The organism is Streptomyces sp. R818 (assembly GCF_056172735.1).
Map to the genome: position 1 here is coordinate 935,865 of NZ_JAOCNE010000006.1, position 23,209 is coordinate 959,073.

21 protein-coding genes and 1 other RNA gene are annotated in these 23,209 nt (G+C 71.4%); 20 read left to right on the top strand and 2 right to left on the bottom strand.

The annotated features are described in order from the left end of the window. Positions 1-18: 18 nt before the first annotated feature. The 4 genes from smpB to dacB all read left to right on the top strand — a co-directional run bounded on the left by smpB (position 19) and on the right by dacB (position 3,841). Positions 19-558 carry an SsrA-binding protein SmpB gene (smpB, locus tag N5I75_RS20660; protein ID WP_476679364.1) on the top strand — a complete coding sequence of 180 codons (540 nt, stop codon included), beginning with the start codon at positions 19-21 and terminating at the stop codon, positions 556-558. Between the two features lie 124 nt (positions 559-682). Next, positions 683-1,071, top strand: a transfer-messenger RNA (tmRNA) gene (gene ssrA / locus N5I75_RS20665). Between the two features lie 101 nt (positions 1,072-1,172). After that, positions 1,173-2,141 carry an extracellular catalytic domain type 1 short-chain-length polyhydroxyalkanoate depolymerase gene (locus N5I75_RS20670; protein ID WP_476679365.1) on the top strand — a complete coding sequence of 323 codons (969 nt, stop codon included), beginning with the start codon at positions 1,173-1,175 and terminating at the stop codon, positions 2,139-2,141. Positions 2,142-2,206: 65 nt separating this feature from the next. Beyond that, complete coding sequence (gene dacB, locus N5I75_RS20675) at positions 2,207-3,841, top strand: D-alanyl-D-alanine carboxypeptidase/D-alanyl-D-alanine endopeptidase (protein WP_476679366.1); 1,635 nt, start codon at positions 2,207-2,209, stop codon at positions 3,839-3,841. On the opposite strand, the gene N5I75_RS20680 is transcribed toward dacB, so the two are convergent. Beyond that, a complete protein-coding gene (locus N5I75_RS20680) occupies positions 3,831-5,084 on the bottom strand; it encodes an MFS transporter (RefSeq protein ID WP_476679367.1) in 1,254 nt (417 codons plus the stop codon). The genes dacB and N5I75_RS20680 overlap by 11 nt on opposite strands. A 145-nt stretch (positions 5,085-5,229) precedes the next feature. Here N5I75_RS20680 and N5I75_RS20685 point away from each other — a divergent pair, with 145 nt between their 5' ends. The 11 genes from N5I75_RS20685 to N5I75_RS20735 all read left to right on the top strand — a co-directional run bounded on the left by N5I75_RS20685 (position 5,230) and on the right by N5I75_RS20735 (position 16,784). Continuing rightward, positions 5,230-6,204: a LysR family transcriptional regulator gene (locus N5I75_RS20685; RefSeq protein ID WP_476679368.1), complete on the top strand. Its 975-nt coding sequence runs from the start codon at positions 5,230-5,232 to the stop codon at positions 6,202-6,204. Then, on the top strand, positions 6,201-6,332 hold the full coding sequence (locus N5I75_RS20690; protein ID WP_476679369.1) for a hypothetical protein: 132 nt from the start codon (positions 6,201-6,203) through the stop codon (positions 6,330-6,332). The genes N5I75_RS20685 and N5I75_RS20690 overlap by 4 nt, the downstream gene beginning before the upstream one ends. A 129-nt stretch (positions 6,333-6,461) precedes the next feature. Beyond that, a complete protein-coding gene (locus N5I75_RS20695) occupies positions 6,462-7,823 on the top strand; it encodes a nitrate/nitrite transporter (protein ID WP_476679370.1) in 1,362 nt (453 codons plus the stop codon). 133 nt (positions 7,824-7,956) lie between these two features. Further along, positions 7,957-9,123, top strand: coding sequence for a uroporphyrinogen-III synthase (locus tag N5I75_RS20700; RefSeq protein WP_476679371.1), 1,167 nt, complete (start codon positions 7,957-7,959; stop codon positions 9,121-9,123). Between the two features lie 79 nt (positions 9,124-9,202). Next, positions 9,203-9,736 (top strand): GNAT family N-acetyltransferase, encoded by a 534-nt coding sequence (locus tag N5I75_RS20705; protein WP_476679372.1) that lies wholly within the window; start codon positions 9,203-9,205, stop codon positions 9,734-9,736. 53 nt (positions 9,737-9,789) lie between these two features. Further along, positions 9,790-10,389 (top strand): CGNR zinc finger domain-containing protein, encoded by a 600-nt coding sequence (locus N5I75_RS20710; protein ID WP_476679373.1) that lies wholly within the window; start codon positions 9,790-9,792, stop codon positions 10,387-10,389. Positions 10,390-10,504: 115 nt separating this feature from the next. After that, complete coding sequence (locus N5I75_RS20715; protein WP_324774160.1) at positions 10,505-11,080, top strand: sigma-70 family RNA polymerase sigma factor; 576 nt, start codon at positions 10,505-10,507, stop codon at positions 11,078-11,080. Then, positions 11,077-11,886 (top strand): anti-sigma factor family protein, encoded by an 810-nt coding sequence (locus tag N5I75_RS20720; RefSeq protein WP_476679374.1) that lies wholly within the window; start codon positions 11,077-11,079, stop codon positions 11,884-11,886. The genes N5I75_RS20715 and N5I75_RS20720 overlap by 4 nt, the downstream gene beginning before the upstream one ends. 91 nt (positions 11,887-11,977) lie before the next feature. Next, the gene (locus tag N5I75_RS20725; RefSeq protein WP_476679375.1) at positions 11,978-14,350 is read left to right on the top strand and encodes a HelD family protein; all 2,373 of its coding nucleotides are present in this window, start codon (positions 11,978-11,980) and stop codon (positions 14,348-14,350) included. A gap of 390 nt (positions 14,351-14,740) precedes the next feature. Further along, entirely contained in the window at positions 14,741-16,174 is a 1,434-nt protein-coding gene (locus N5I75_RS20730; RefSeq protein ID WP_476679376.1) for an NAD-dependent malic enzyme, read from the top strand. Between the two features lie 328 nt (positions 16,175-16,502). Next, a complete protein-coding gene (locus N5I75_RS20735) occupies positions 16,503-16,784 on the top strand; it encodes an HU family DNA-binding protein (protein WP_105974351.1) in 282 nt (93 codons plus the stop codon). A gap of 428 nt (positions 16,785-17,212) precedes the next feature. Here the strand turns inward: N5I75_RS20735 and murA are convergent, their stop codons facing one another. Next, entirely contained in the window at positions 17,213-18,559 is a 1,347-nt protein-coding gene (gene murA / locus N5I75_RS20740; protein ID WP_476679377.1) for a UDP-N-acetylglucosamine 1-carboxyvinyltransferase, read from the bottom strand. Positions 18,560-18,813: 254 nt separating this feature from the next. Here murA and N5I75_RS20745 point away from each other — a divergent pair, with 254 nt between their 5' ends. The 5 genes from N5I75_RS20745 (at position 18,814) to N5I75_RS20765 (ending at position 23,203) form a co-directional block, all read left to right on the top strand. Next, positions 18,814-19,374 carry a YqgE/AlgH family protein gene (locus N5I75_RS20745; RefSeq protein WP_476679378.1) on the top strand — a complete coding sequence of 187 codons (561 nt, stop codon included), beginning with the start codon at positions 18,814-18,816 and terminating at the stop codon, positions 19,372-19,374. Positions 19,375-19,439: 65 nt separating this feature from the next. Continuing rightward, the gene (locus N5I75_RS20750; RefSeq protein ID WP_361070292.1) at positions 19,440-19,727 is read left to right on the top strand and encodes a DUF3039 domain-containing protein; all 288 of its coding nucleotides are present in this window, start codon (positions 19,440-19,442) and stop codon (positions 19,725-19,727) included. A 190-nt stretch (positions 19,728-19,917) separates the two neighbouring features. Continuing rightward, positions 19,918-21,228 carry an extracellular solute-binding protein gene (locus N5I75_RS20755; protein ID WP_476679564.1) on the top strand — a complete coding sequence of 437 codons (1,311 nt, stop codon included), beginning with the start codon at positions 19,918-19,920 and terminating at the stop codon, positions 21,226-21,228. Positions 21,229-21,407: 179 nt separating this feature from the next. Continuing rightward, entirely contained in the window at positions 21,408-22,334 is a 927-nt protein-coding gene (locus tag N5I75_RS20760; RefSeq protein WP_476679565.1) for a carbohydrate ABC transporter permease, read from the top strand. Further along, positions 22,331-23,203, top strand: a complete 873-nt coding sequence (locus N5I75_RS20765) for a carbohydrate ABC transporter permease (protein ID WP_476679379.1) — start codon at positions 22,331-22,333, stop codon at positions 23,201-23,203. The genes N5I75_RS20760 and N5I75_RS20765 overlap by 4 nt, the downstream gene beginning before the upstream one ends. The last annotated feature ends 6 nt before the right edge of the window (positions 23,204-23,209 follow it).

Genomic DNA, 23,209 nt, shown 5'->3' on the forward strand with positions numbered 1-23,209 from the left:
AGCACTATGGCCAAGTCAATGTTCGTACCGAAGGAGTCCCAGCCCAAGCAGGGCAAGGGGGACGCGTCCGGCAAGAAGGACGGCAAGCGCAAGATCGTCGCGCAGAACAAGAAGGCGCGCCACGACTACGCCATCATCGACACCTACGAGGCCGGCCTCGTGCTGACCGGCACGGAGGTCAAGTCGCTGCGCCAGGGACGGGCCTCCCTGGTCGACGGCTTCGTGCAGATCGACGGCGGTGAGGCGTGGCTGCACAACGCCCACATCCCGGAGTACAGCCAGGGCACGTGGACCAACCACTCCGTGCGCCGCAAGCGCAAGCTGCTCCTGCACCGCGAGGAGATCGACAAGCTGGAGTCGAAGTCGCAGGAGACCGGGCACACGATCGTGCCGCTGGTCCTCTACTTCAAGGACGGCCGCGCCAAGGCCGAGATCGCGCTCGCCCGGGGCAAGCGCGAGTACGACAAGCGCCAGACGCTGCGCGAGCAGCAGGACCGGCGGGAGTCGGACCGCGCCATCGCGGCGGCGAAGCGGCGCCAGCGGGCGCAGCAGGGCTGAGGCGGCGCCGGGGAATAAGCTGGCACGCCCGCCCGTTGGTCACGTACGATGGGACTGCTCCTCACGGCAGGGGCACCGGACCGCGAGGTCCACGGGCCGTAAGGTCCATTTGAAAAAACAACATGGGGATGATCGGTTTCGACAGCGGCTGTCGAAGCAGGGGAAGCGAGCCGAGGAAGCGGCAATGATCTCGTAAACCATATGTCGCAACCAATAATCGCCAATTCCAAGAGCGATTCCCAGTCCTTCGCCCTCGCTGCCTAATAAGCAGTGAGTGAAGGACCCTAAATGGGTGTCAGCCCGGGGATGTTCCCGACCCGGACCCTGGCATAATCTAGGGGACTAAACCATCGAGCCCGGTCACGGGGTTCGATGGGAAACCAAACAGTGACTGGGCCCGTCGGAGACTTGTTCGCGTGATCTCCGGGGCCGAGAAAATCGCAGCGAACTGCGCTCGGAGAAGCCCTGCTGCTGCACCGTTGGACGCGGGTTCGATTCCCGCCATCTCCACCACCCCATGCGCTGAGGCCCGGCTGTTCACACAGCCGGGCCTTTGTCGTTGTGTGGCCCGGCCCCATGTCCGGGAACCGGAGGCGGTCCTACTTTCGCTTGCCATGACACACACCAGAGCCGCAACCGTTCTCCTGGCCGTCCTCGCCTTCTTCCTCCCGGCGGTTCCCCAGGCCTCCGCCGCCGCGTCCGGCGTCCAGGAAGTCACCGGGTTCGGGTCCAACCCCGGGGCGCTCAAGATGTTCCGTTACGTTCCCGAGGGGCTGCCGGGTGGGCGGCCCGTGGTGGTCGTTCTGCATGGCTGTACGCAGAACGCCGCCGGGTACGGGGCCGGCAGCGGGTGGACCGAGCTGGCCGAGCGGTGGGGGTTCTCCGTCGTGCTGCCGCAGCAGACCTCGGGCAACAACCTCCAGTCCTGCTTCAACTGGTTCCAGGCCGGGGACATCGCGCGCGGGCAGGGCGAGGCCGCCTCGGTCGCGCAGATGGTCGACAGGCAGGTCGCCGACGCGGGCGCGGACCCGTCCCGGGTGTACGTGACCGGGCTCAGCGCCGGGGGCGCCATGACGGCCGTGATGATGGCCGCCTACCCGGAGAAGTTCGCGGCCGGGGGCGTCGTCGCCGGGCTGCCCTACGGGTGCGCGCAGGCCGCCGGATCCCCGTACGTCTGCATGTATGTCGGGGCCACGCAGAGCGCCGGGCAGTGGGGTGACCGGGTGCGGGCCGCGCGGCCCGGGTACGCGGGGCCCTGGCCCCGTCTCACCGTGTTCCAGGGCAGCGCCGACTACACCGTGAAGCCCGTGAACATGGCCGATCTGGCCAAGCAGTGGACCAATGTGCGCGGCGCCGATCAGGTCGCCGATGCGAGCGACAGCGTCGCCGGGTATCCGCACCAGGTCTTCCGTGACGCCTCCGGGGCCACCGCCGTCGAGACGTACAGCATCACCGGCATGGGGCACGGGCAGCCCGTCGACCCGGGGAGCGGGGCCGCGCAGTGCGGAACCGCCGGGGCGTACATCCTCGACGTGAACCTGTGCGCCGCCCAGGTGCTCGGGCACTCCTGGGGCCTCGGCTGATCGCTGGGGCCTGGCCGGTCCGCGGGTCTTGGCGGCCCGTCGGGTCTCCGGGATGCTCCTGTGGCATGAGCAGAGCTGACAGCGAACCTCGTACGGCGTACCGAAGCAAGGCGTACCGGAGCAAGGCGTACCGGAGAGGGGTCTGGCCCGTCGTCCTCGGTGTGGCCGCCGCCACCCTGTCGTGGGGCGGCGGGAGCGCCGGGGCCGACGCCGACCCCAGCGGGCTGCCCGAGGCCATCGACACCATCCTGGGCGATCCGCGCATGGAGGGCGGCGCGGCCAGTGTCGTGGTGGCCGACGCCGCCACCGGCGAGACCCTGTACCAGCACAACCCGACCGGGCGGCTGATGCCCGCGTCCAACACCAAGCTCGCCACGTCGGCCGCGGCGATGGGGCTCCTGGGCCCCGGCTACCGGTTCACGACCGATGTCCTCGCCGCCGGGCGCGTGCGCGGCGGGGTGCTCCACGGCGACCTGTACCTGCGCGGGACCGGCGACCCGACCACGCTCGCCGCCGACTACGACAAGCTGGCCGCCGACGTCGCCGCCGCCGGGGTGCGGCGGGTCGACGGGCGGCTGGTCGCCGACGACACCCGGTTCGACGACCGCCGCCAGGGCGACACCTGGGGCGCCGACGACGAGTCCTCGTACTACGCCGCCCAGATCTCGGCGCTCAGCGTCGCGCCCGACACCGACTACGACACCGGGACCGTCATCGTCGAGGTCGAGCCGGGAAGCAAGGCCGGGGACAGGCCGCGCGTGCGCGTCACGCCCAGGACGGACTACGTGCGCTTCGACGTGCGGGCGCGCACCGTGGCCGCCGGGGGAGCGGACAGCATCGCCGTCGAGCGGCAGCACGGCACCAACACGATCACCGTCAGCGGGACCGTGCCGGCCGGCGGCGACACCACCAAGGAGTGGGTCACCGTGTGGGAGCCGACGGGGTACGCCGCCGCCGTCTTCCGCGACGCGCTCGCCGCCCACGGGGTGAAGGTCGGAGGCGCCACCGAGCCGGGCCGCGCCACCCCGCCCGGTGCGAAGGTGCTCGCCACGCACGACTCGATGGCGCTGAAGGACCTGCTCGTCCCGTTCATGAAGCTCTCCAACAACATGCACGCCGAGTCGCTCACCAAGGCCATGGGGTACGAGGCGACGGGCCGCCCCGGCAACTGGGGCGACGGGATCGCCGCCATCGCCTCCTACCTGAAGGCCGCCGGGGTCGACGCGGGCAAGATCCGGCAGGTCGACGGTTCGGGCCTGTCGCGCAAGGACAACTTCGCCGCCCGGCAGATCGCCGACCTGCTGCTCTCCGTACGGGACGAGCCCTGGTACGCCGACTGGTACACGTCGCTGCCCGTCGCCTGCGACCCGGACCGGTTCGTCGGCGGGACGCTGCGGACGCGGATGTGTGACACCCCGGCCGCGCTCAACGCCCGCGGCAAGACCGGCTCGTTGACCGGGGCGAGCGCGCTGTCCGGCTACGTGAAGGACGCCGACGGGCGCGAGCTCGTCTACAGCGTCGTCCAGAACAACTACCTCGCCGCCTCGGTGAAGCCGCTGGAGGACGCGATCGTGGTGACCCTCGCCGAATCGACCGCGCGGAAGGCGGCGGCGGGTGTCGCGCCGAAGGCGGGGAAGGCCGTGCCGGACGCGGACGCGGGCGGGCTGGAGTGCTCGTGGCGCAAGCCCGTCACCTGCTGACGCCCCGCACATCCCGCGCGCGTACGTATCCGTAGAGCGCGAGCAGCAGCGCCGTCACCGCCGCCACGACCGGAACGGTGTACGCCGTGGTGGGGCCCCAGTGCTCCACCACGGCGCCGCCCGTCGCGGAACCGCACGCGATGCCGCCGAGCAGGCCGGTCACGGCGAGGGTCATGCCCTCGTTCAACTGGGCCGCTGGTGTGCGTTGTTGGACGAGGGTCATGCCGGTCACCATCGTCGGCGCCGTCGCCATGCCCGCGATCAGGAGCGCGCCGCCGAGCGCGAGGAGCGAGCCGGTGACGGCCGCCGCGAGCAGCGGCAGCGTCATGAGGGCGGCCATCGCGGCGACGCACACCGGGTGCCGCCGGTCGGCCGGGCCCGCCGGTTTCCGCGCCCCGTAGACGAGGCCCGCCGCGCACGACCCCGCCGCCTGGAGCGCCAGGATGCCGCCCGCCCACGTCTTGTGCCCCTGCGCGTCCGCGAAGGCGACCGTGACGACTTCGAGGGAGCCGAAGATCGCGCCCGTCGCGAGGAAGGCGATGAGGAGCGGCGGCATGCCACGCGCGCGTAGGGGCGTCTTCGTCGCCTCTGTACGGGCGTGGGGCGGGGGTTCCGTGGCGCGTTGCGCGGCGAAGATCAGCACGCCGGTCACCATGAGCACGACGCTGACCAGCGTGCCCGCCTCCGGGAACAAGGTGCCGCACAGGAAGGCGGCCACGACCGGGCCGAGCATGTAGCACAGCTCGTCGGCCGCCTGCTCGAAGGAGTTCGCGGTGTGCAGCGCGTCCGCGTCGCCCTTGAGGAGGTGCGCCCAGCGGGCCCGGGACATGCCGCCCGTGTTGGGCGTGGCCGCCGATGCCAGGTAGGCGGCGAACAGGGTCCAGTCCGCCGCCCCGAGGTGCACGCACAGGAGCAGGGCGAGCGAACCGCACGCGGAGATCACCGTCGCGGGGACGGCGACGCGGGCCTGCCCGTACCGGTCGACGAGGCGCGCGGTCCAGGGGCCGACGACCGCGTTGGCGACCAGGCCCGTCGCGGTGACGGCACCGGCGAGCGCGTACGAGCCGCGCGTCCCGGAGATCATGATGACCGCGCTGATGCTGAACATGCCCTGCGGGAAGCGGGCGATGAGGTTGCCGAGCGTGAAGGCGCGGGCGCCGGGGACGGCGAAGAGGCGGGCGTAGGTCATCTTCCGGGCGGCCGGGGCGGCGGCCACTGGGGCGGACGTGGTTGTCTCTGGCATGCCAAGAGCGTCGCCGCAGGTCGTGTGCCCGGTCCAACACCTACTCCGCACCGATTGACGCACCTGTGTTGTAAGTCGGTGATGTAAGTCGGTGTGGTGAGTCGATGTTGTGAGTCGGTGTGGTGAGTCGTTGTAGGTTCCCCGGATGGCCGCCACCATCGAGCCGCGCCTCCTGCGCGCCTTCCTCGCCGTCGCCGACGAACTGCACTTCACGCGCGCCGCCGCCCGGCTCTACGTGGCCCAGCAGGCGCTCAGCCGGGACATCCGGCGGCTCGAACGGGAGCTGGGCGCCGAGCTGTTCGGGCGCACCACGCGGCAGGTCACGCTCACCGCCGAGGGCGCCCGGCTGCTGCCGTACGCGCGGCGCGTGATGGAGGCGCAGGACGAGCTGCTCGCCGCGTTCACGGGCCCCGCGTCCGAGGGACGGCCGCTGCTCGTGGACGTCAACAGCCCCGGGCTCGTGCACGAGCTGGTCCTCGCGCGGGCCCGCGCACTCGCCCCCGGGCACGAGCTGATGGCGCGCTACGAGAGCGGCCTGACGTACGCCGCCGCCGAACTCCTCGCGGGGCGTATCGACGTCTCCTTCGGCCGGTTCGCGGGGCTCGACCCGGCGGTGCGGGAGCGTCTCGCCCAGCAGCCCCTGCGGTACGAGCCGATGGCGGTCCTGCTGCCCGAGGAGCACCCCCTCGCCGGGCTCGACGCCGTACCGCTCGACCGGCTCGCCGGGGAGACGATCTACGCGGGCGCCGGCAATCCGCGGACACCCGAGTGGACCGATCTCGCCCGGCGGCTGTTCGACGGGCGCGGCATCAGGGTCGCGCCGCCCGCGCCGCTCGCCGTCGGCGAGGAGGAGTTCCGGCGGATCATGGCGAAGTACGGCCATCCGGTCCTGGCCGGGATCGGCTTTCCGCCCATGCCCGGATCGGTGCTCCGGCCCCTCGTGGACCCCGTCCCGCTGTCGCCCGTGTCGCTCGTGTGGCGAAAAGGCCAGAAGCACCCCGGGATCGACGCGCTGCGGGCCGCCGCGACCGCGCTCGCCGAGGAGGAGGGGTGGCTCGACCGGCCCGAGGGCGCCTGGATACCGGCCGAGGACGCGCTCGTCATGCAGGGGCGCGGGTGAGCCTCACGGCCCTCACGGCCCGCATGGCCCTCACGGCCCTCACGGCCCGCATGGCCCGCACGGCCCTCATGGTCCTCATGGTCCTCACGGCCCGCATGGCCCTCACGGCCCGCCCCCGGCCGGGGTGAGCCTCACCGCCCGCCGCCGGCCCGGGTGAGAGCAACGTTCCCCGCCGGTCATCGCGCGCCACAGGCCGGAAATCACGGCTTCCTACCGTCAGGAGCGGCAGGCAGGAACCGTGACCCTGGAGGCGTGAGATGGCAGGCCGGAACGGGACCCGTGAGTGGGTCGAGCGGTGGGATCCCGAGGACGAGGCGTTCTGGGCGGAGACGGGCGCCAAGGTGGCCCGGCGCAACCTCGTCTTCTCCGTCCTCTCCGAACACATCGGGTTCTCGATCTGGTCCCTGTGGTCGGTCATGGTCCTGTTCATGGGGCCCGAGTACGGGATCGACCCCGCGGGCAAGTTCTTCCTCGTCTCCATGGCCACGCTGGTCGGCGCCTTCGCGCGCGTGCCCTACACGTTCGCCGTGGCCGTCTTCGGCGGGCGGACCTGGACGGTCATCTCGGCGACCATGCTGCTCGTGCCGGCCGCCCTCGCGTTCGCCGTCATGGAGCCGGGGACGTCGTACAGCACGTTCCTGCTGTGCGCGGCGCTCACCGGTGTCGGCGGCGGCAACTTCGCCTCCTCCATGACGAACATCAACAGCTTCTTCCCGATGAGGAAGAAGGGGTGGGCGCTCGGTCTGAACGCGGGCGGCGGCAACATCGGCGTCCCCGTCATCCAGCTCGTCGCGCTCGCCGTCATCGGCGCGGGCGGCGGCCCGCGCGTCCTGCTCGGCGTCTACCTGCCGCTGATCGTCGTCTCGGCGGTCTGCGCGGCGCTGTACATGGACAACCTGGCGTCGGTGAAGAACGACACCGGGGCCGCGCGCGACGCGGCCAAGGACCCGCACACCTGGATCATGGCGTTCCTCTACGTCGGCACGTTCGGCTCGTTCATCGGCTACTCGTTCGCCTTCGGCCTCGTCCTGCAGACCCAGTTCGGCCGTACGCCGCTCCAGGCGGCCGGGGTCACCTTCATCGGGCCGCTGCTCGGCTCACTGATCAGGCCGGTCGGCGGGCGGCTCGCGGACAGGTTCGGCGGGGCCCGCATCACGCTGGGGAACTTCGTGGCGATGGGCGCCGCGACCGCCGTCGTCATCCTCGCCTCGGTACGCGAGTCCCTGGCCCTGTTCACCGTCGCGTTCATCGTCGTCTTCGTGCTGAGCGGGCTCGGCAACGGGTCCACGTACAAGATGATCCCCGGCATCTTCCACGCCAAGGCGCTCGGCCTCGGCCTCACCGGCGAGGAGGCCGCCGCGTACGGGCGTCGCCTCTCCGGCGCCTCCATGGGGCTGATCGGCGCGGTCGGGGCGCTCGGCGGGCTCGGCATCAACCTCGCGTTCCGCCAGTCCTTCCAGACGGCGGGCACCGGCACCGGCGCCTTCGTCTCCTTCCTCGTCTTCTACGCGGTGTGCTTCGCGGTGACCTGGGCCGTATACCTTCGAAGCTCGGCGGCGCGTTCCGCGTCCGCGCCGAACCCCGAGGCGAAGCCGCAGCTCAGCTACGCCGAGGTGTGAGCGCCGGGCACGTAACACGTACGCAATCACGCTGATCCGGGCCTGTCACGCCGAGTTGACAGGCTCGGACGTCGGCGCGACCGCACCGAGCACCACAGCACCGACACGACCGTCGAGCGGGACGAGAACCAGCATGGACGACGCACAGCAGGCCCCCGGGGCGGAACAGGCGCACGGCCCGCTCGCCGGGTTCACCGTGGGCGTGACCGCCGCACGCCGCGCCGACGAACTCGGCGCGCTCCTCCAGCGCCGCGGCGCCACCGTGCTGCACGCGCCCGCGCTGCGCATCGTGCCGCTCGCCGACGACAGCGAACTCCTCTCCGCGACCAAGGAGCTCCTCGACAACGCTCCCGACATCGTCGTCGCGACCACCGCGATCGGCTTCCGCGGCTGGGTCGAGGCCGCCGACGGCTGGGGCCTCGGGGAAGCCCTGCTCGCCCGCCTGCGCGGCGTGGAGGTCCTCGCGCGCGGCCCGAAGGTGAAGGGCGCGATCCGCGCGGCGGGCCTCACCGAGGAGTGGTCGCCGTCGTCGGAGTCGATGGCGGAGGTGCTCGAACGGCTCCTGGCCGAAGGCGTCCAGGACCGGCGCGTCGCCGTCCAGCTGCACGGCGAGCCGCTGCCCGGTTTCGTGGAGGCGCTGCGCGAGGCCGGCGCCGAGGTGGTGGGCGTGCCGGTGTACCGGTGGATGCCGCCGGAGGACATCGGCCCCCTCGACCGCCTCCTGGACGCGACGCTGACCCGGGGCGTCGACGCGCTGACCTTCACCTCGGCCCCGGCGGCGGTCTCCTTCCTCAACCGGGCCGAGGAGCGCGGCCGCCTCCCCGACCTCCTCGCGGCCCTCGGGCACGACGTGGTCCCGGCCTGCGTCGGCCCGGTCACGGCGCTGCCACTGCAGGACCGCGGGGTGCCCACGGTGCAGCCCGAGCGCTTCCGGCTCGGGCCGCTGGTGCAGCTGCTCTGCACCGAGCTGCCCGCACGCGCGCGTACGCTGCCGGTCGCCGGGCACCGCCTGGAGATCCGCGGCCACGCCGTCATGGTCGACGGCGGACTGCGTCCGGTGCCGCCCGCCGGCATGGCGCTCCTGCGGTGCCTCGCGCGGCGGCCCGGCTGGGTGGTGTCCCGCGCGGAACTGCTGCGCGCGCTGCCCGGCGCGGGCAGCGACGAGCACGCGGTGGAGACGGCGATGACCCGCCTCAGGTCGTCCCTCGGAACGCCGAAGCTGATCCAGACGGTGGTGAAGCGCGGGTACCGACTCGCGCTCGACCCGGCGTCGGCGGACGCGAAGTACGCGGACGAGTAGCGGCCCGGCCACGCGCGCAGCGGCCCGGCCGCCCACTTCGACCGGCCCGACCCGGGTCTTTCGCACGTACCGTACGTACATGCTGATCACCGACACCGTCGACCTGCGCCCCGCCGCCCCCGGTGACGCGCAGGCCCTCGCCGACGCCTACCTGCGCAACCGGGAGCACCTGAGCGCGACCGAGCCGCCGCGTGAACCCGAGTTCTACACGGCGGCAGGGCAGGCCGAGCGGCTCGCGCAGCCGAACAGTGCGTCCTGGCTGCTGTTCGACGGTGAGCGCGTCGTCGGCCGCCTCATGCTGACCGGCATCGTGCGCGGCCCGCTGTGCAGCGCCAGCCTGGGCTACTGGATCGACGCCGCGTACACGGGCCGCGGCCTGACCCCGGCCGCCGTCGAGGAGGTCTGCCGCGCCGCCCGCGACGAACTCGGCCTGCACCGCGTCGAGGCGGGCACGCTCCTCGACAACCAGGCGTCGCAGCGCGTCCTCGCCAAGTGCGGCTTCGTGGAGTACGGCAGGGCCCCGGCGTACCTGTACATCGCGGGGGAGTGGCGCGACCACATCCTCTTCCAGCGGCTGCTGCACGAGGGGCCGCCCGCGCACCTCCGCAAGTAGACCGCCGTTACCGGGGGTTCCGGCGGGGCGGCGCGGCGGGCACTGTAGAGGGCATGGCAGCAGTACCCACAGGGCCCTCCCTCCCCCCTCTCCCTGAGTTGCGGTTCGACTCCGGACGCCTCTGCCTGGACCTGGTCGCCACCGCACACCCCGACGAACGCCTCACCTCCACCGACCGTCTGCGCGCCTGGCTCGTCGGCGCGGGGCTCGTGCCCGATCCCGCCGCGCTCGCCGCGTGCACCCCGGCCTGCCTCGCCGCCTTCCGTGAACTACGCCTCCACATAGGCCAGTTGGTTCGCGGCGAGCTGGCGGGGCGCCCCGCCTCCGCCGCCCTCGAACGCGTCAACCTGCTCGCCCGCGCCGCCCCGCCCGCGCCCCGCGCCGTCCGCACCGCCGACGGCGCGCTCGTCCGCGCGCTGCACGAGGCGCCCGGCTGCCCGGCGCTGCTCGCGGCCGTCGCCAGGGACGTCGTCGAGCTGCTCACCGACCCCGCCGTCCGCGGCTGCCTGCGCCAGTGCGAGGGCGACAGCTGCCCGATCATCTACCTCGACACCTCCCGGGGCCGCAGACGCCGCTGGTGCTCCAGCGAGGTGTGCGGCAACCGGGAGCGCGTGGCCCGGCACCGCCGCAGGGCGGCCCTCGCGCGCGCCTGACACCGGAAAATCCCGAACTGCCGTTGAACAGCGGCACGTTCGTCTACGTATCCCTCCCCGAACCCAGCCGAAAAAAGACGGCCGGATCGTCGAACCGGGGACACCGGAGGTAGGCGTGCGCAAGGATTCCGCCGTGGCCGATGAACGCCCTCCCCGGGCCCGACATCGTGCGCCCCGGCCGCCGGAGCCGGACGAGGAGCTGATGCGCGCGCTCTACGCCGAGCACGCGCGGCCCCTCCTCGCCTATGTGCTGCGGCTGGTCGCGGGGGACCGGCAGCGCGCCGAGGATGTCGTGCAGGAGACGCTCATCCGCGCCTGGAAGAACGCCGGTCAGCTCAACCGTGCGACCGGCTCGGTACGCCCCTGGCTGGTGACGGTCGCGCGACGCATCGTCATCGACGGCCACCGCAGCCGGCAGGCCCGGCCGCAGGAGGTCGACGCGTCACCGCTGGAGGTCATCCCCGCGGAGGACGAGATCGACAAGGCGCTGTGGCTGATGACACTCTCCGACGCCCTGGAGGACCTGACCCCCGCGCACCGCGAAGTGCTCGTGGAGACGTACTTCAAGGGGCGTACGGTCAATGAGGCGGCCGAGACGCTCGGCATCCCCAGCGGCACGGTGCGCTCCCGCGTGTTCTACGCGCTGCGCTCGATGAAGCTGGCGCTTGAGGAGCGGGGGGTGACGGCATGACGTCGGCGTACGGGGGGAACGGTCCGGCCGGGCACGGTCCGGCGGGCGACGTGCACGAGGCGGTCGGCGCCTACGTCCTGGGCGTGCTCGACGACGCCGAGGCGAGCGCCTTCGAGGCCCATCTGGCGGGGTGCGAGGTGTGCGCCGCGCGCCTGGAGGAGTTCGCGGGGATGGAGCCGATGCTCGCCGCCCTCGCCGATCTGCCGCCCCGGCGCGACGCGCCCGCCGTCCGGCACATCGGGGAGTCGCTGGCCGCCGCGCCCAGCCACCGGCTCGCGGAGTCGCTGGCCGGCGAGGTCGCGCGCAGGCGCGGGCGCAGGCGGCGCCGCTCCCTGTACCTGGTGGCGGCCGCGGCGGCGCTGATCATCGGCGGCCCGCTCACCGTCATGGCGGTCTCCGACGGCGGCGGTTCCGGGGTCCTCGCGGAGCCGCACCCGACGAGCCCCGCCGAGGACGCCTTCTTCCACCACATGGACGAGAAGGTGTCGGCGACCGACGCGGCGACGAAGGTCAGCGCGACCGTCGGCATGGAGGACAAGGCGTGGGGGACCCACACCGTCCTCCAGCTGAAGAACGTCAAAGGCCCGCTGAAGTGCAGCCTCGTCGCGGTCGGCAAGAACGGCTCGCGCGAGACGGTCACCACCTGGTCCGTCCCGAAGTGGGGCTACGGCATCAAGGACAGCCCGCACGAGGACGCGACGTACCCGCTGTACGTGCACGGCGGAGCCGCCTTCGACCGGGACCAGATCGACCGCTTCGAGGTCGAGACGCTCGACGGTGAACGACTGGTGGAGGTACACGCGTGACCCCGATGCCGGGCGAACCGCCCCGGACGTAGCCGCCCGGCCCCCTTTCGCGTACCTTTGACGGCTGCCCAGCACGTCAGAAGGGGGCCCGGTGGCCGCTCAGGCTCAGCAGGATCCAGCCGTGGATCCGGCGGTGGAATCGGATACGGACTCCGTTCGTGACCGCGAGATCGGCGTCGAACAGCAGCATCTCGACGCCGTCTACCGCCGACTGGAAGAGAAGATCCACGAGGCGGAGTTCCTGATGGACGACGCCGCCAAGCGCGGCCAGGTCGGCACGCCGGGGGCGCTCGCCGAGCGGGACGCCCAGGTCTTCCGCGCCGGCATCCACCTCAGCCGGCTCAACAACGAGTTCGAGGACTTCCTCTTCGGCCGTATCGACCTGCTCCCGGGCAAGGACGGCAAGAAGGGCCCGGACGGCGCGTACACGGCGGTCGAACCGGCCGAGGGCGCGGTCCGCCCGGACAGCACGGCCGACATCGCCGAGACGCTGCACATCGGCCGCATCGGTGTCCTGGACGCGGACTACTCGCCGCTCGTCATCGACTGGCGGGCGCCCGCCGCCGCCCCGTTCTACCGCTCCACGCCGGTCGACCCGGGCCGCGTCGTGCGCCGCCGCGTCATCCGCTCCAAGGGCCGCAGGGTGCTCGGCGTCGAGGACGACCTCATGCGCCCCGAGCTGACCGCGTTCCTGGACGGCGAGCGGCTCCCCGCCATCGGCGACGGCGCCCTGATGGCCGCGCTCGGCCAGGCCCGCTCCCACTCGATGCGCGACATCGTCGCCTCCATCCAGGCCGAGCAGGACCAGGTGATCCGCGCACCCGCCGCGTCGGTCACGTACGTCGAGGGCGGTCCCGGCACCGGCAAGACGGCGGTGGCGCTGCACCGCGCCGCCTACCTCCTCTACCAGGACCGCCGCCGGTACGCGGGCGGCATCCTCATCGTCTCGCCCACGCCTCTCCTGGTCGCCTACACCGAGGGCGTCCTGCCCTCCCTCGGCGAGGAGGGCCAGGTCGCGATCCGCGCGGTCGGCTCCCTGGTCGACGGCGCCGAGGCCGGCGAGTACGACTCCCCGGCCGTCGCCCGCGTCAAGGGCTCCTCGCGGATGCTGAAGGTGCTGCGCAAGGCGGCGCGCGGCGCCCTGGAGTCGGGCCGCCCGGCCCCCACGGAACAGCTCGCCTTCGGCGAGGAGGACGACGAGGCCCCGGCCGCGACGGGCACCCCCACCCGCCTGCGCGTCGTCGCCTTCGGCCGCCGCCTGGAGCTGGAGGCCGACCAGCTGAACCGGATCCGCCAGGCCGCCCTCAGCGGCACGGCCCCCGTCAACCACCTGCGCCCGCGCGCCCGCAAGCTCCTCCTGGACGCCCTGTGGGAGCAGTCCGGCGCGGGCAGCCGCCACACGGACCCCGAACTCGCCGCCGAGCTGCGCTCCTCCTTCGACGACGACATCACGGGCGAGGACGACTTCGTACGGTTCCTGAACGCCTGGTGGCCGGAGCTGACGCCCCGCGCCGTCCTCACCGCCATGTCCGACGAGCGGCGCCTGGGCCGGTGGGCGCGGCGCGTCCTGAACCCGGGCGAGATCCGCAAGGTCGCCAAGTCCCTGCGGCGCGACGCCCTCTCCGTGCACGACGTCGCGCTCCTGGACGAGCTGAACGCCATTCTCGGCACCCCGTCGCGCCCGAAGAAGAAGCGCGAGTACGACCCGCTCGACCAGCTCACCGGGCTTGAGGAGCTGATGCCGCAGCGCGAGGAGTCCCAGCGCGAGCGCGCCGAGCGCCTGGCCCAGGAACGTACCGAGTACGCCCACGTCATCGTCGACGAGGCGCAGGACCTCACGCCGATGCAGTGGCGCATGGTCGGCCGCCGTGGCCGTCACGCCACCTGGACCGTGGTCGGCGACCCGGCGCAGTCCTCCTGGTCCGACCCGGACGAGGCGGCAGCCGCCCGCGACGAGGCGCTCGGCAGCCGCCCGCGCCGCCGCTTCACCCTCACCGTGAACTACCGCAACCCCTCCGAGATCGCTGAGCTTGCGGCGAAGGTCCTGGCGCTCGCGATGCCGGGCTCCCCGTCCCCGTCGGCGGTCCGCTCCACCGGCGTCGAACCGCGCTTCGCGGTCGTACGGGACCGGCTCGGCAGCGCCGTCCGGGAGGAGGCGGCGCGGCTGCTCGACCGGGTCGACGGCACGGTCGGCGTCGTCGTCGCGATGAACCGCCGGGCGGAGGCGGCCCGTTGGCTGGACGGGCTCGGCGAGCGGGTGGTCGCGCTCGGCTCCCTGGAGGCCAAGGGCCTGGAGTACGACGCCACGGTCGTGGTCTCCCCGGCCGAGATCGCGGACGAGTCCCCGGCGGGTCTGCGCGTCCTGTACGTGGCGCTGACCCGCGCCACGCAGCAGCTCACCGTGGTCTCGGCCGACCGCGACGAACCCGACGCGGACGGGGTGCCGGATCTGCTGCGCGACTGACCCTCCGCCCGACCTTGGACGGACTCTTGCGACGGACTCTTGTGTCGGGAGCAGCCGGTGTTACCGTTGAAGTGGCACCGGCTCGATCCAAGCCCCCGGGCCCAACCATCGTCCCTTTGAGGGACCACTTGCCGCGAGGCGAGCATGGCGGGTCGGTGTCATGAACGGAGAGCGAGAGGCCCACGTCACTCAGTGACGTGGGCCTCTCGTCGTTTCGCGGGGAGACCGGGCGCCCCTTCCTCTCGGGCGCAACTTCTCGTATGGTGGAAACTCATTTCCGAAAACACGGTGAACGTAAGGTTCACAATCCGATGCGGCTACCACGTACTCGGCGGTAGGTGCGACCATCGGACGGCAACAGCTACACGGTGAAAGCAGAGGAAGTCGGCCATGGCAACGGCGCCCAGCGTCTCCTACTCGATGACGGTCCGGTTGGAGGTGCCCGCGAGCGGTACGGCTGTCTCGCAGCTCACCACCGCCGTGGAGTCCTCCGGCGGCTCGGTGACCGGCCTCGACGTCACCGCCTCCGGCCACGAGAAGCTCCGGATCGACGTCACGATCGCGGCCAGCTCCACGTCCCACGCGGACGAGATCGTCACGGAGCTGCGCAAGATCGAGGGCGTGACGCTCGGGAAGGTCTCCGACCGTACGTTCCTGATGCACCTCGGTGGCAAGATCGAGATGCAGTCCAAGCACCCCATCCGCAACCGTGACGACCTCTCCATGGTCTACACGCCGGGTGTGGCCCGCGTCTGCATGGCGATCGCCGAGAACCCCGAGGACGCCCGGCGCCTGACCATCAAGCGCAACACCGTTGCGGTGGTGACGGACGGCTCCGCCGTGCTCGGCCTCGGCAACATCGGCCCGATGGCCGCCATGCCGGTCATGGAGGGCAAGGCCGCCCTCTTCAAGCGCTTCGCCGACATCGACGCCTGGCCGATCTGCCTGGACACCCAGGACACCGACGCCATCGTCGAGATCGTCAAGGCGATCGCCCCCGGCTTCGCGGGCATCAACCTGGAGGACATCTCCGCGCCCCGCTGCTTCGAGATCGAGGCCCGCCTGCGCGAGGCCCTCGACATCCCCGTTTTCCACGACGACCAGCACGGCACCGCCATCGTCGTCCTCGCGGCCCTCACCAACGCCCTGCGCGTTGCCAACAAGGGCATGGGCGACATCCGCGTCGTCATGTCGGGCGCGGGCGCGGCCGGCACCGCCATCCTCAAGCTGCTGCTCGCGGCGGGCGTGAAGAACGCGGTCGTCGCCGACATCCACGGCGTCGTGCACGCCGACCGCGAGGACCTCAAGGACGCCGACAAGGACTCGCCGCTGCGCTGGATCGCCGACAACACCAACCCCGAGGGCCTCACCGGCACCCTCAAGGAGGCCGTGGTCGGCGCCGACGTCTTCATCGGCGTCTCCGCCCCGAACGTCCTGGACGGCGACGACGTCTCCGCCATGGCCGAGGGCGCCATCGTGTTCGCGCTCGCGAACCCGGACCCCGAGGTCGACCCGGCGGTCGCCCGCCAGACGGCCGCCGTCGTGGCCACCGGCCGCTCGGACTTCCCCAACCAGATCAACAACGTCCTGGTCTTCCCCGGCGTCTTCCGCGGCCTGCTCGACGCCCAGTCGCGCACGGTCAACACGGAGATGATGCTGGCCGCCGCGACGGCCCTGGCCGACGTGGTGAGCGAGGACGAGCTCAACCCGAACTACATCATCCCGTCCGTCTTCAACGACAAGGTCGCGGGCGCCGTCGCCGGTGCCGTGCGCGACGCCGCGAAGGCCGCCGGGACGGTTGTGACGGGCACCACGACCGCCTGAGACCCGGCGCGTCGCGGATCACGGGCCTCGCCGGGCCCTCTAGGGTGGCCGGGAAGCAGGCCCCGACCCGCCCCCGGCCCCTGGGTGGTAAGGCTTTCCAGGTGATGCCCACAGTGCCGGATTGGCTTTACCGCCGCTGGTGGGGGCAGGATGCTTCCCCAAGGACGTGGTCCAGGGGGCGCCCCCAGCGGGCGCGAGGGTCCTGCGATACGGACCCCGGGTCCCGGGCCTGACCGAGACCCTGGCAGCATCGGCTTCGCTGTTGCCCCACATACGGCTCCGGCCGTATGGCACGCCTCAACGGCAAGAAGAACACGGGAGTACAAACATGAACCGCAGTGAGCTGGTGGCCGCGCTGGCCGACCGCGCCGAGGTGACCCGCAAGGACGCCGACGCCGTGCTGGCCGCGTTCGCCGAGACCGTCGGCGAGATCGTTGCCAAGGGCGACGAGAAGGTCACCATCCCCGGCTTCCTGACCTTCGAGCGCACCCACCGTGCCGCTCGCACCGCTCGTAACCCGCAGACCGGCGACCCGATCAACATCCCGGCCGGTTACAGCGTGAAGGTCTCCGCGGGCTCGAAGCTCAAGGAAGCCGCCAAGGGTAAGTAGCCTTCGGCGATTTTGCGGCGGGCGGTCACCCGGGATTCCCGGGTGGCCGCCCGCCGGGCTTTTCCGGGGGAGCGTCTGCCGGGTCGGCGTGTCGTTGCCGGGTGCGACCCGGTGGGGCTTCTCGCGCAGTTCCCCGCGCCCCTGAAGGCATGCGCTGGCGCGCAGCCTTCCCCTGGGGCGAGCGGAGCTCGCCGTCCAGGGGCGCGGGGAACTGCGCGACCAGCCACGACGTGCCCGCGGACGGCCGCGAACGCCCTGGGGCAGTCTCCGGGCCGCCGCGGACGGCCGCGAACGCCCTGGGGCAGCCTCCGGGCCGCCGCAGACGGCCAGGAACGCCCTGGGGCGCCTCTCGGCCGCCGGAACGGCGATGGGGCCCACCCGGATCATCCGGGTGGGCCCCATCGCCGTAGAGCCAGGGAACGCGGCGGTTAGCCGAGCGCCTTGCCCGGCAGCTCGACCTTGGCGCCGAGCTCGATGAGCTTGTCCATGAAGTTCTCGTAGCCACGGTTGATCAGATCGATCCCGTGCACCCGGGACGTGCCCTGGGCGGCGAGCGCCGCGATCAGGTACGAGAAGCCACCGCGCAGGTCGGGGATGACCAGGTCGGCACCCTCCAGCTTGGTCGGTCCCGAGACGACCGCCGAGTGCAGGAAGTTGCGCTGGCCGAAGCGGCAGTCGGACCCGCCCAGGCACTCGCGGTAGAGCTGGATGTGCGCGCCCATCTGGTTCAGCGCCGAGGTGAACCCGAGCCGGGACTCGTACACCGTCTCGTGGACGATCGACAGGCCGGTGGCCTGCGTGAGCGCCACGACGAGCGGCTGCTGCCAGTCGGTCTGGAAGCCGGGGTGGACGTCCGTCTCCAGGGCGATGGACTTCAGCTGGCCGCCCGGGTGCCAGAAGCGGATGCCCTCGTCGTCGATCTCGAAGGCGCCGCCGACCTTGCGGTAGGTGTTGAGGAAGGTCATCATCGACCGCTGCTGGGCGCCGCGGACGTAGATGTTGCCGTGCGTGGCGAGCGCGGCGGAGGCCCAGGACGCCGCCTCCAGGCGGTCGGAGAGCGCGCGGTGCGTGTAGCCGCCGAGCTTGTCCACACCGGTGATGCGGATGGTGCGGTCGGTGTCCATCGCGATGATCGCGCCCATTTTCTGCAGGACGCAGATCAGGTCCTCGATCTCCGGCTCGACGGCCGCGTTCGAGAGCTCCGTCACACCCTCGGCGAGCACGGCCGTGAGCAGCACCTGCTCGGTGGCGCCGACCGACGGGTAGGGGAGGCGGATCTTCGTGCCGCGCAGCCGCTGCGGGGCCTCCAGGTACTGGCCGTCGGCGCGCTTCTCGATCGTCGCGCCGAACTGGCGGAGCACCTCGAAGTGGAAGTCGATCGGCCGGCCGCCGATGTCGCAGCCGCCGAGGCCGGGGATGAAGGCGTGGCCGAGGCGGTGCAGGAGCGGGCCGCAGAGCAGGATCGGGATACGGGAGGAACCCGCGTGCGCGTCGATGTCCGCGACGTTCGCCGACTCCACGTGCGAGGGGTCCATCACCAGCTCGCCCGGCTCCTCACCGGGGCGGACCGTCACGCCGTGCAGCTGCAGCAGACCGCGTACGACCCGGACGTCACGGATGTCGGGGACATTGCGCAGCCGGCTCGGAGCGCTGCCGAGCAGCGCGGCCACCATGGCCTTGGGCACCAGGTTCTTGGCGCCGCGGACCCGGATCTCGCCCTCCAGCGGGGTTCCGCCGTGGACAAGCAGTACGTCGTCAATGCCGGTGACGGTCATGTATCTCGCGTTCCGAAGAGGGTGGGCAGGGGGCCAAGGGACAAGGGTAAGGGCCGCTTGCCCCTGTTCCGTATGCCCGCGGACGCGCTGGACCGTCATGAGTTCGCTACAACACGAACCGTTACTAATAGGGCGCAAAGGGTGACCGGCCCGCCCGCTCGCGCCCTCCGCGGTCGCGTCCGCGCTGAGCTGCCGGTCTGTCGTTCTCGCGCTTGTCTCCCCCCGCGCCGGGAAAGTGCGGGATCATGTCTGGCATGACCGAGGTGTCCTCGCTCACAGGGCGGTTGCTCGTGGCCACTCCCGCCCTCGCGGACCCGAATTTCGACCGTGCGGTGGTGCTGCTCCTCGACCACGACAAGGAGGGCTCGGTCGGCGTCGTCCTCAACCGGCCCACCCCCGTGGACGTCGGCGACATCCTGGAGGGCTGGGGCGACCTGGCCGGCGAGCCCGGCGTCGTCTTCCAGGGCGGGCCCGTCTCCCTCGACTCGGCGCTCGGCGTCGCCGTCATCCCCGGCGAGGACGGCCCGCTCGGCTGGCGCCGGGTGCACGGCGCGATCGGCCTCGTCGACCTGGAGGCGCCGCCCGAACTGCTCGCGGCGGCGCTCGGCTCGCTGCGGATCTTCGCCGGTTACGCGGGCTGGGGGCCGGGCCAGCTGCAGAGCGAGCTGTCGGACGGGGCCTGGTACGTCGTCGAGTCGGAGCCCGGTGACGTGTCGGCGACGCGGCCCGAGGGGCTGTGGCGCGCGGTCCTGCGCCGCCAGCGCAGCGAGCTGGCGATGGTGGCGACCTATCCGGACGATCCCTCGCTCAACTGACCGGGTCCGGGACCGTCCCCGGCGGCCCTTCGTCCTGCGCGCGGCCTTCAGTACCCTTGGCTGCTATGAGCACTCTTGAGCCCGAGCGCGGGACAGGTACGGGGACCCTCGTAGAGCCGACGCCGCAGACGTCGCACGGCGACGGCGATCACGAGCGCTTCGCCCACTATGTCCAGAAGGACAAGATCATGGCGAGCGCCCTCGACGGCACTCCTGTCGTCGCGCTCTGCGGCAAGGTGTGGGTACCGGGCCGCGACCCGAAGAAGTACCCCGTGTGTCCCATGTGCAAGGAGATCTACGAGTCCATGGGCGCGGGCGGCGACAAGGACGGCGGCAAGGACGGCGGTAAGTAGCCCGCTCTCTGATCCTTGCCCTCAGGCCCCTGGTGTGCGGTGACGCACACCAGGGGCCTTTGTGTCTTCCCTCACGTAAACCATTGCGCTCACTGGTCCAGTCCTTCTAGCCTCCTCCCTGTTGTGCACAGCGAAACAACCATTGCGTATGTTGCAACGACAGCTCGGAGGCGTTCCGTTGAAGCTCCCCGTGAAGTTCCCGCTCAGAAGTGCCGTGCCAGTGACGGCACTTGGCGCACTCGTCCTGGCCGCCGCCACCGCCTGCGCGCCCGGCACCTCCGACAACAGCGGCTCCGCCGAGGACGACAAGAGCGGCACGCTGCGCGTCTGGCTCTTCCAGGAGGTCAACAACGGGCCCAAGCAGAAGTCCGTCGACGCCGCCGTCGACGCCTTCGAGCAGGCCCATGACGGGGCGAAGGTCAAGGTCGAGTACATCCCCGTCGACACCCGCGCCGAGAAGATCAAGGCCGCCTTCAACGACCCGAAGAGCGCGCCCGACGTCATCGAGTACGGCAACACCGACACCGCCGGGTACGTGAAGGACGGCGGACTCGCCGACGTGAGCGCCGAGTTCGGCTCCTGGTCCGAGGCGAAGGACACCGACCCGACCGCCAAGGAGTCCGTGACGGTCGGCGGAAAGGTCTACGGCGCCCCGTACTTCGTCGGCGTCCGCGCCCTCTACTACCGCACCGACGTCTTCAAGGACCTCGGCATATCCGTCCCCAAGACCCAGGACGAGCTCGCCGCCACCGCGAAGAAGATCCACAAGCAGCGGCCCGAGCTGTACGGGCTCGCCGTCGGCGGCGCCTACACCTACGGCGCGATGCCCTTCATCTGGGCCAACGGCGGCGACCTCGCCGAGAAGAAGGGCGACTCCTACACCAGCGCCCTGGACTCGCCCGCCGCCCAGAAGGGCATCAAGGCGTACACCTCGCTGTTCGGCGACGCCAACTGTCCGGCCGCCAAGTGCGCGGGCATGGGCGGCAACGACACCGTCACCGCCTTCGCCTCCGGCAAGGCCGCCATGGCCATCGGTGGCGACTTCAGCCACCAGGCGATGGAGGACGGCAAGGTCAAGGGCAAGTACGCGGTCGTGCCGCTGCCCGGCACCAAGGCCGGGGAGATCGCGCCCGCGTTCGCCGGCGGCAACAACATCGGCGTCCTCAAGAGCACCTCGCACCGCACGCTCGCCGTCGACCTCATGAAGCGCCTCGCCGGGAAGGACGCCCAGCGCGCCCTCTTCGACGGCATGGGCTTCCTGCCGACCTTCACCGACGTCCGCGACGAGGTCGCCGAGAAGGAGCCGTTCGTCGCGCCCTTCGTCAAGACGCTGGGCGCGGGCACGAAGTTCGTCCCCGCCTCGCCCGCCTGGGCGAAGATCGACGCCTCGCTCGTCCTGCCGACCATGTTCCAGGAGGTCGTCAGCGGCCGTAAGGATGTGGAGGCCGCCTCCGGCGACGCCGCGAAGAAGATGGACGAGGCGTTCGGGGCCGCCGGGTGAACTCCGTCCGGCTGCGGGGCGGATCCCCGGGCGAGTCCCCGGATGGGGCCGAGGGCGGGTCCTCGGGCGGGACCAAGGCCGGGGCCTGTGGTGGGACCAAGGGCGGGACCAAGGCCGGGAGCAAGGCCGGGATCCCGGGCCAACCCAAGGCCGGGGCCCGTGGTGGGGTCCGGGGCCGGATCGGAGCCGGGACTACGGGCGGGACCCGGGGCGGGCGCCCCGGCGGCATCCGGGGCGGGGGATGGACCCCCTGGCTCTACCTCGCCCCCGCCCTCGTCCTCCTGGGCGGCCTCCTCGTCTACCCGATCTACCAGCTCGGCCTGATCTCCTTCCTGGAGTACACCCAGGCCCAGGTCAGCGGCGGCGAACCGGCCACCTTCCAGGGCCTCGGCAACTACCAGCGCCTGTTCTCCGACAGCCAGTTCTGGCAGGTCCTGCTCGCCACCGTGCTCTTCGCGGCGGCCTGCGTCGTCTCGACCCTGCTCGTCGGCTGCGCGCTCGCCGTCCTGCTGACCCGGGTCCGGGCCGTGCCCCGCCTCGCCCTGATGCTGGCCGCACTCGGCGCCTGGGCCACCCCGGCGATCACCGGCTCCACCGTGTGGGTGTTCCTCTTCGACCCGGATTTCGGCCCCGTCAACAAGGTGCTCGGACTCGGCGACCACTCATGGACGTACGGCAGGTACAGCGCCTTCGCGCTCGTCCTGCTCGAAGTGGTGTGGTGCAGCTTCCCGTTCGTCATGGTCACGGTGTACGCGGGCATCCGCGCGATCCCGGCCGAGGTCCTGGAGGCGGCGTCGCTCGACGGCGCCTCGCAGTGGCGGACCTGGGCGTCCGTCACGGCGCCGATGCTCCGCCCGATCCTCGTCGTCGTCACCATCCAGTCGATCATCTGGGACTTCAAGGTCTTCACGCAGATCTACGTCATGACGAACGGCGGCGGCATCGCGGGCCAGAATCTCGTCCTGAACGTCTACGCCTACCAGAAGGCGTTCTCCGGCAGCGAGTACAGCCTCGGCTCCGCGATCGGCGTCGTGATGCTCGTCATCCTGCTCGCCGTCACGCTCGTCTATCTCAGGATCATGCGCAGAGAAGGGCGGGAATTGTGAGCCTTTCCGGTGTCAGGGCCGTACGCGCCCTGCGCGTCCCCCGGTTCTGCAGGCCCTGGCGGCTCGCCGCCGAGGTCTCCGCGCTCCTCATCGCGGTCGCCGTCGCTTTCCCGCTCTATTGGATGGTGCTCAGCGCCTTCAAACCGGCGGGCGAGATCGAATCGACGGAACCGCGCCCCTGGACGCTCTCGCCCTCGCTCGATTCCTTCCAGCGCGTCTTCCAACAGGAGGAATTCGGGCGGTATTTCGTCAACAGCCTCATCGTCGCGGGCACGGTCGTCATCGTCTCCGCCCTCGTCGCATTCCTCGCAGCGACCGCGGTGACCCGCTTCCATTTCAGGTTCCGTACGACGCTGCTCATCATGTTCCTCGTCGCACAGATGGTGCCGGTCGAGGCCCTGACCATTCCTCTCTTCTTCCTGATGCGGGACTTCGGGCAGCTCAACACGCTCGGCTCGCTGATCCTGCCGCACCTCGCGTTCTCCCTGCCGTTCGCGATCTGGATGCTGCGCGGCTTCGTCAAGGCGGTGCCGGAAGCCCTTGAGGAAGCGGCGTATCTGGACGGCGCGAGCCGCTCCCGCTTCCTGTGGCAGATCCTCTTCCCGCTCGTCTTCCCCGGCCTCGTGGCGACGAGCGTCTTCTCCTTCATCTCCACCTGGAACGACTTCCTCTTCGCGAAGTCCTTCATCATCAGCGACACGTCCCAGTCGACGCTGCCGATGGCCCTGCTCGTCTTCTTCAAACCCGACGAGAACGACTGGGGCGGAATCATGGCAGCCTCGACCGTGATGACCATTCCGGTACTGGTTTTCTTCGTACTCGTACAGCGGCGCCTGGTGTCCGGGCTCGGCGGCGCGGTCAAGGACTGAGAGGTC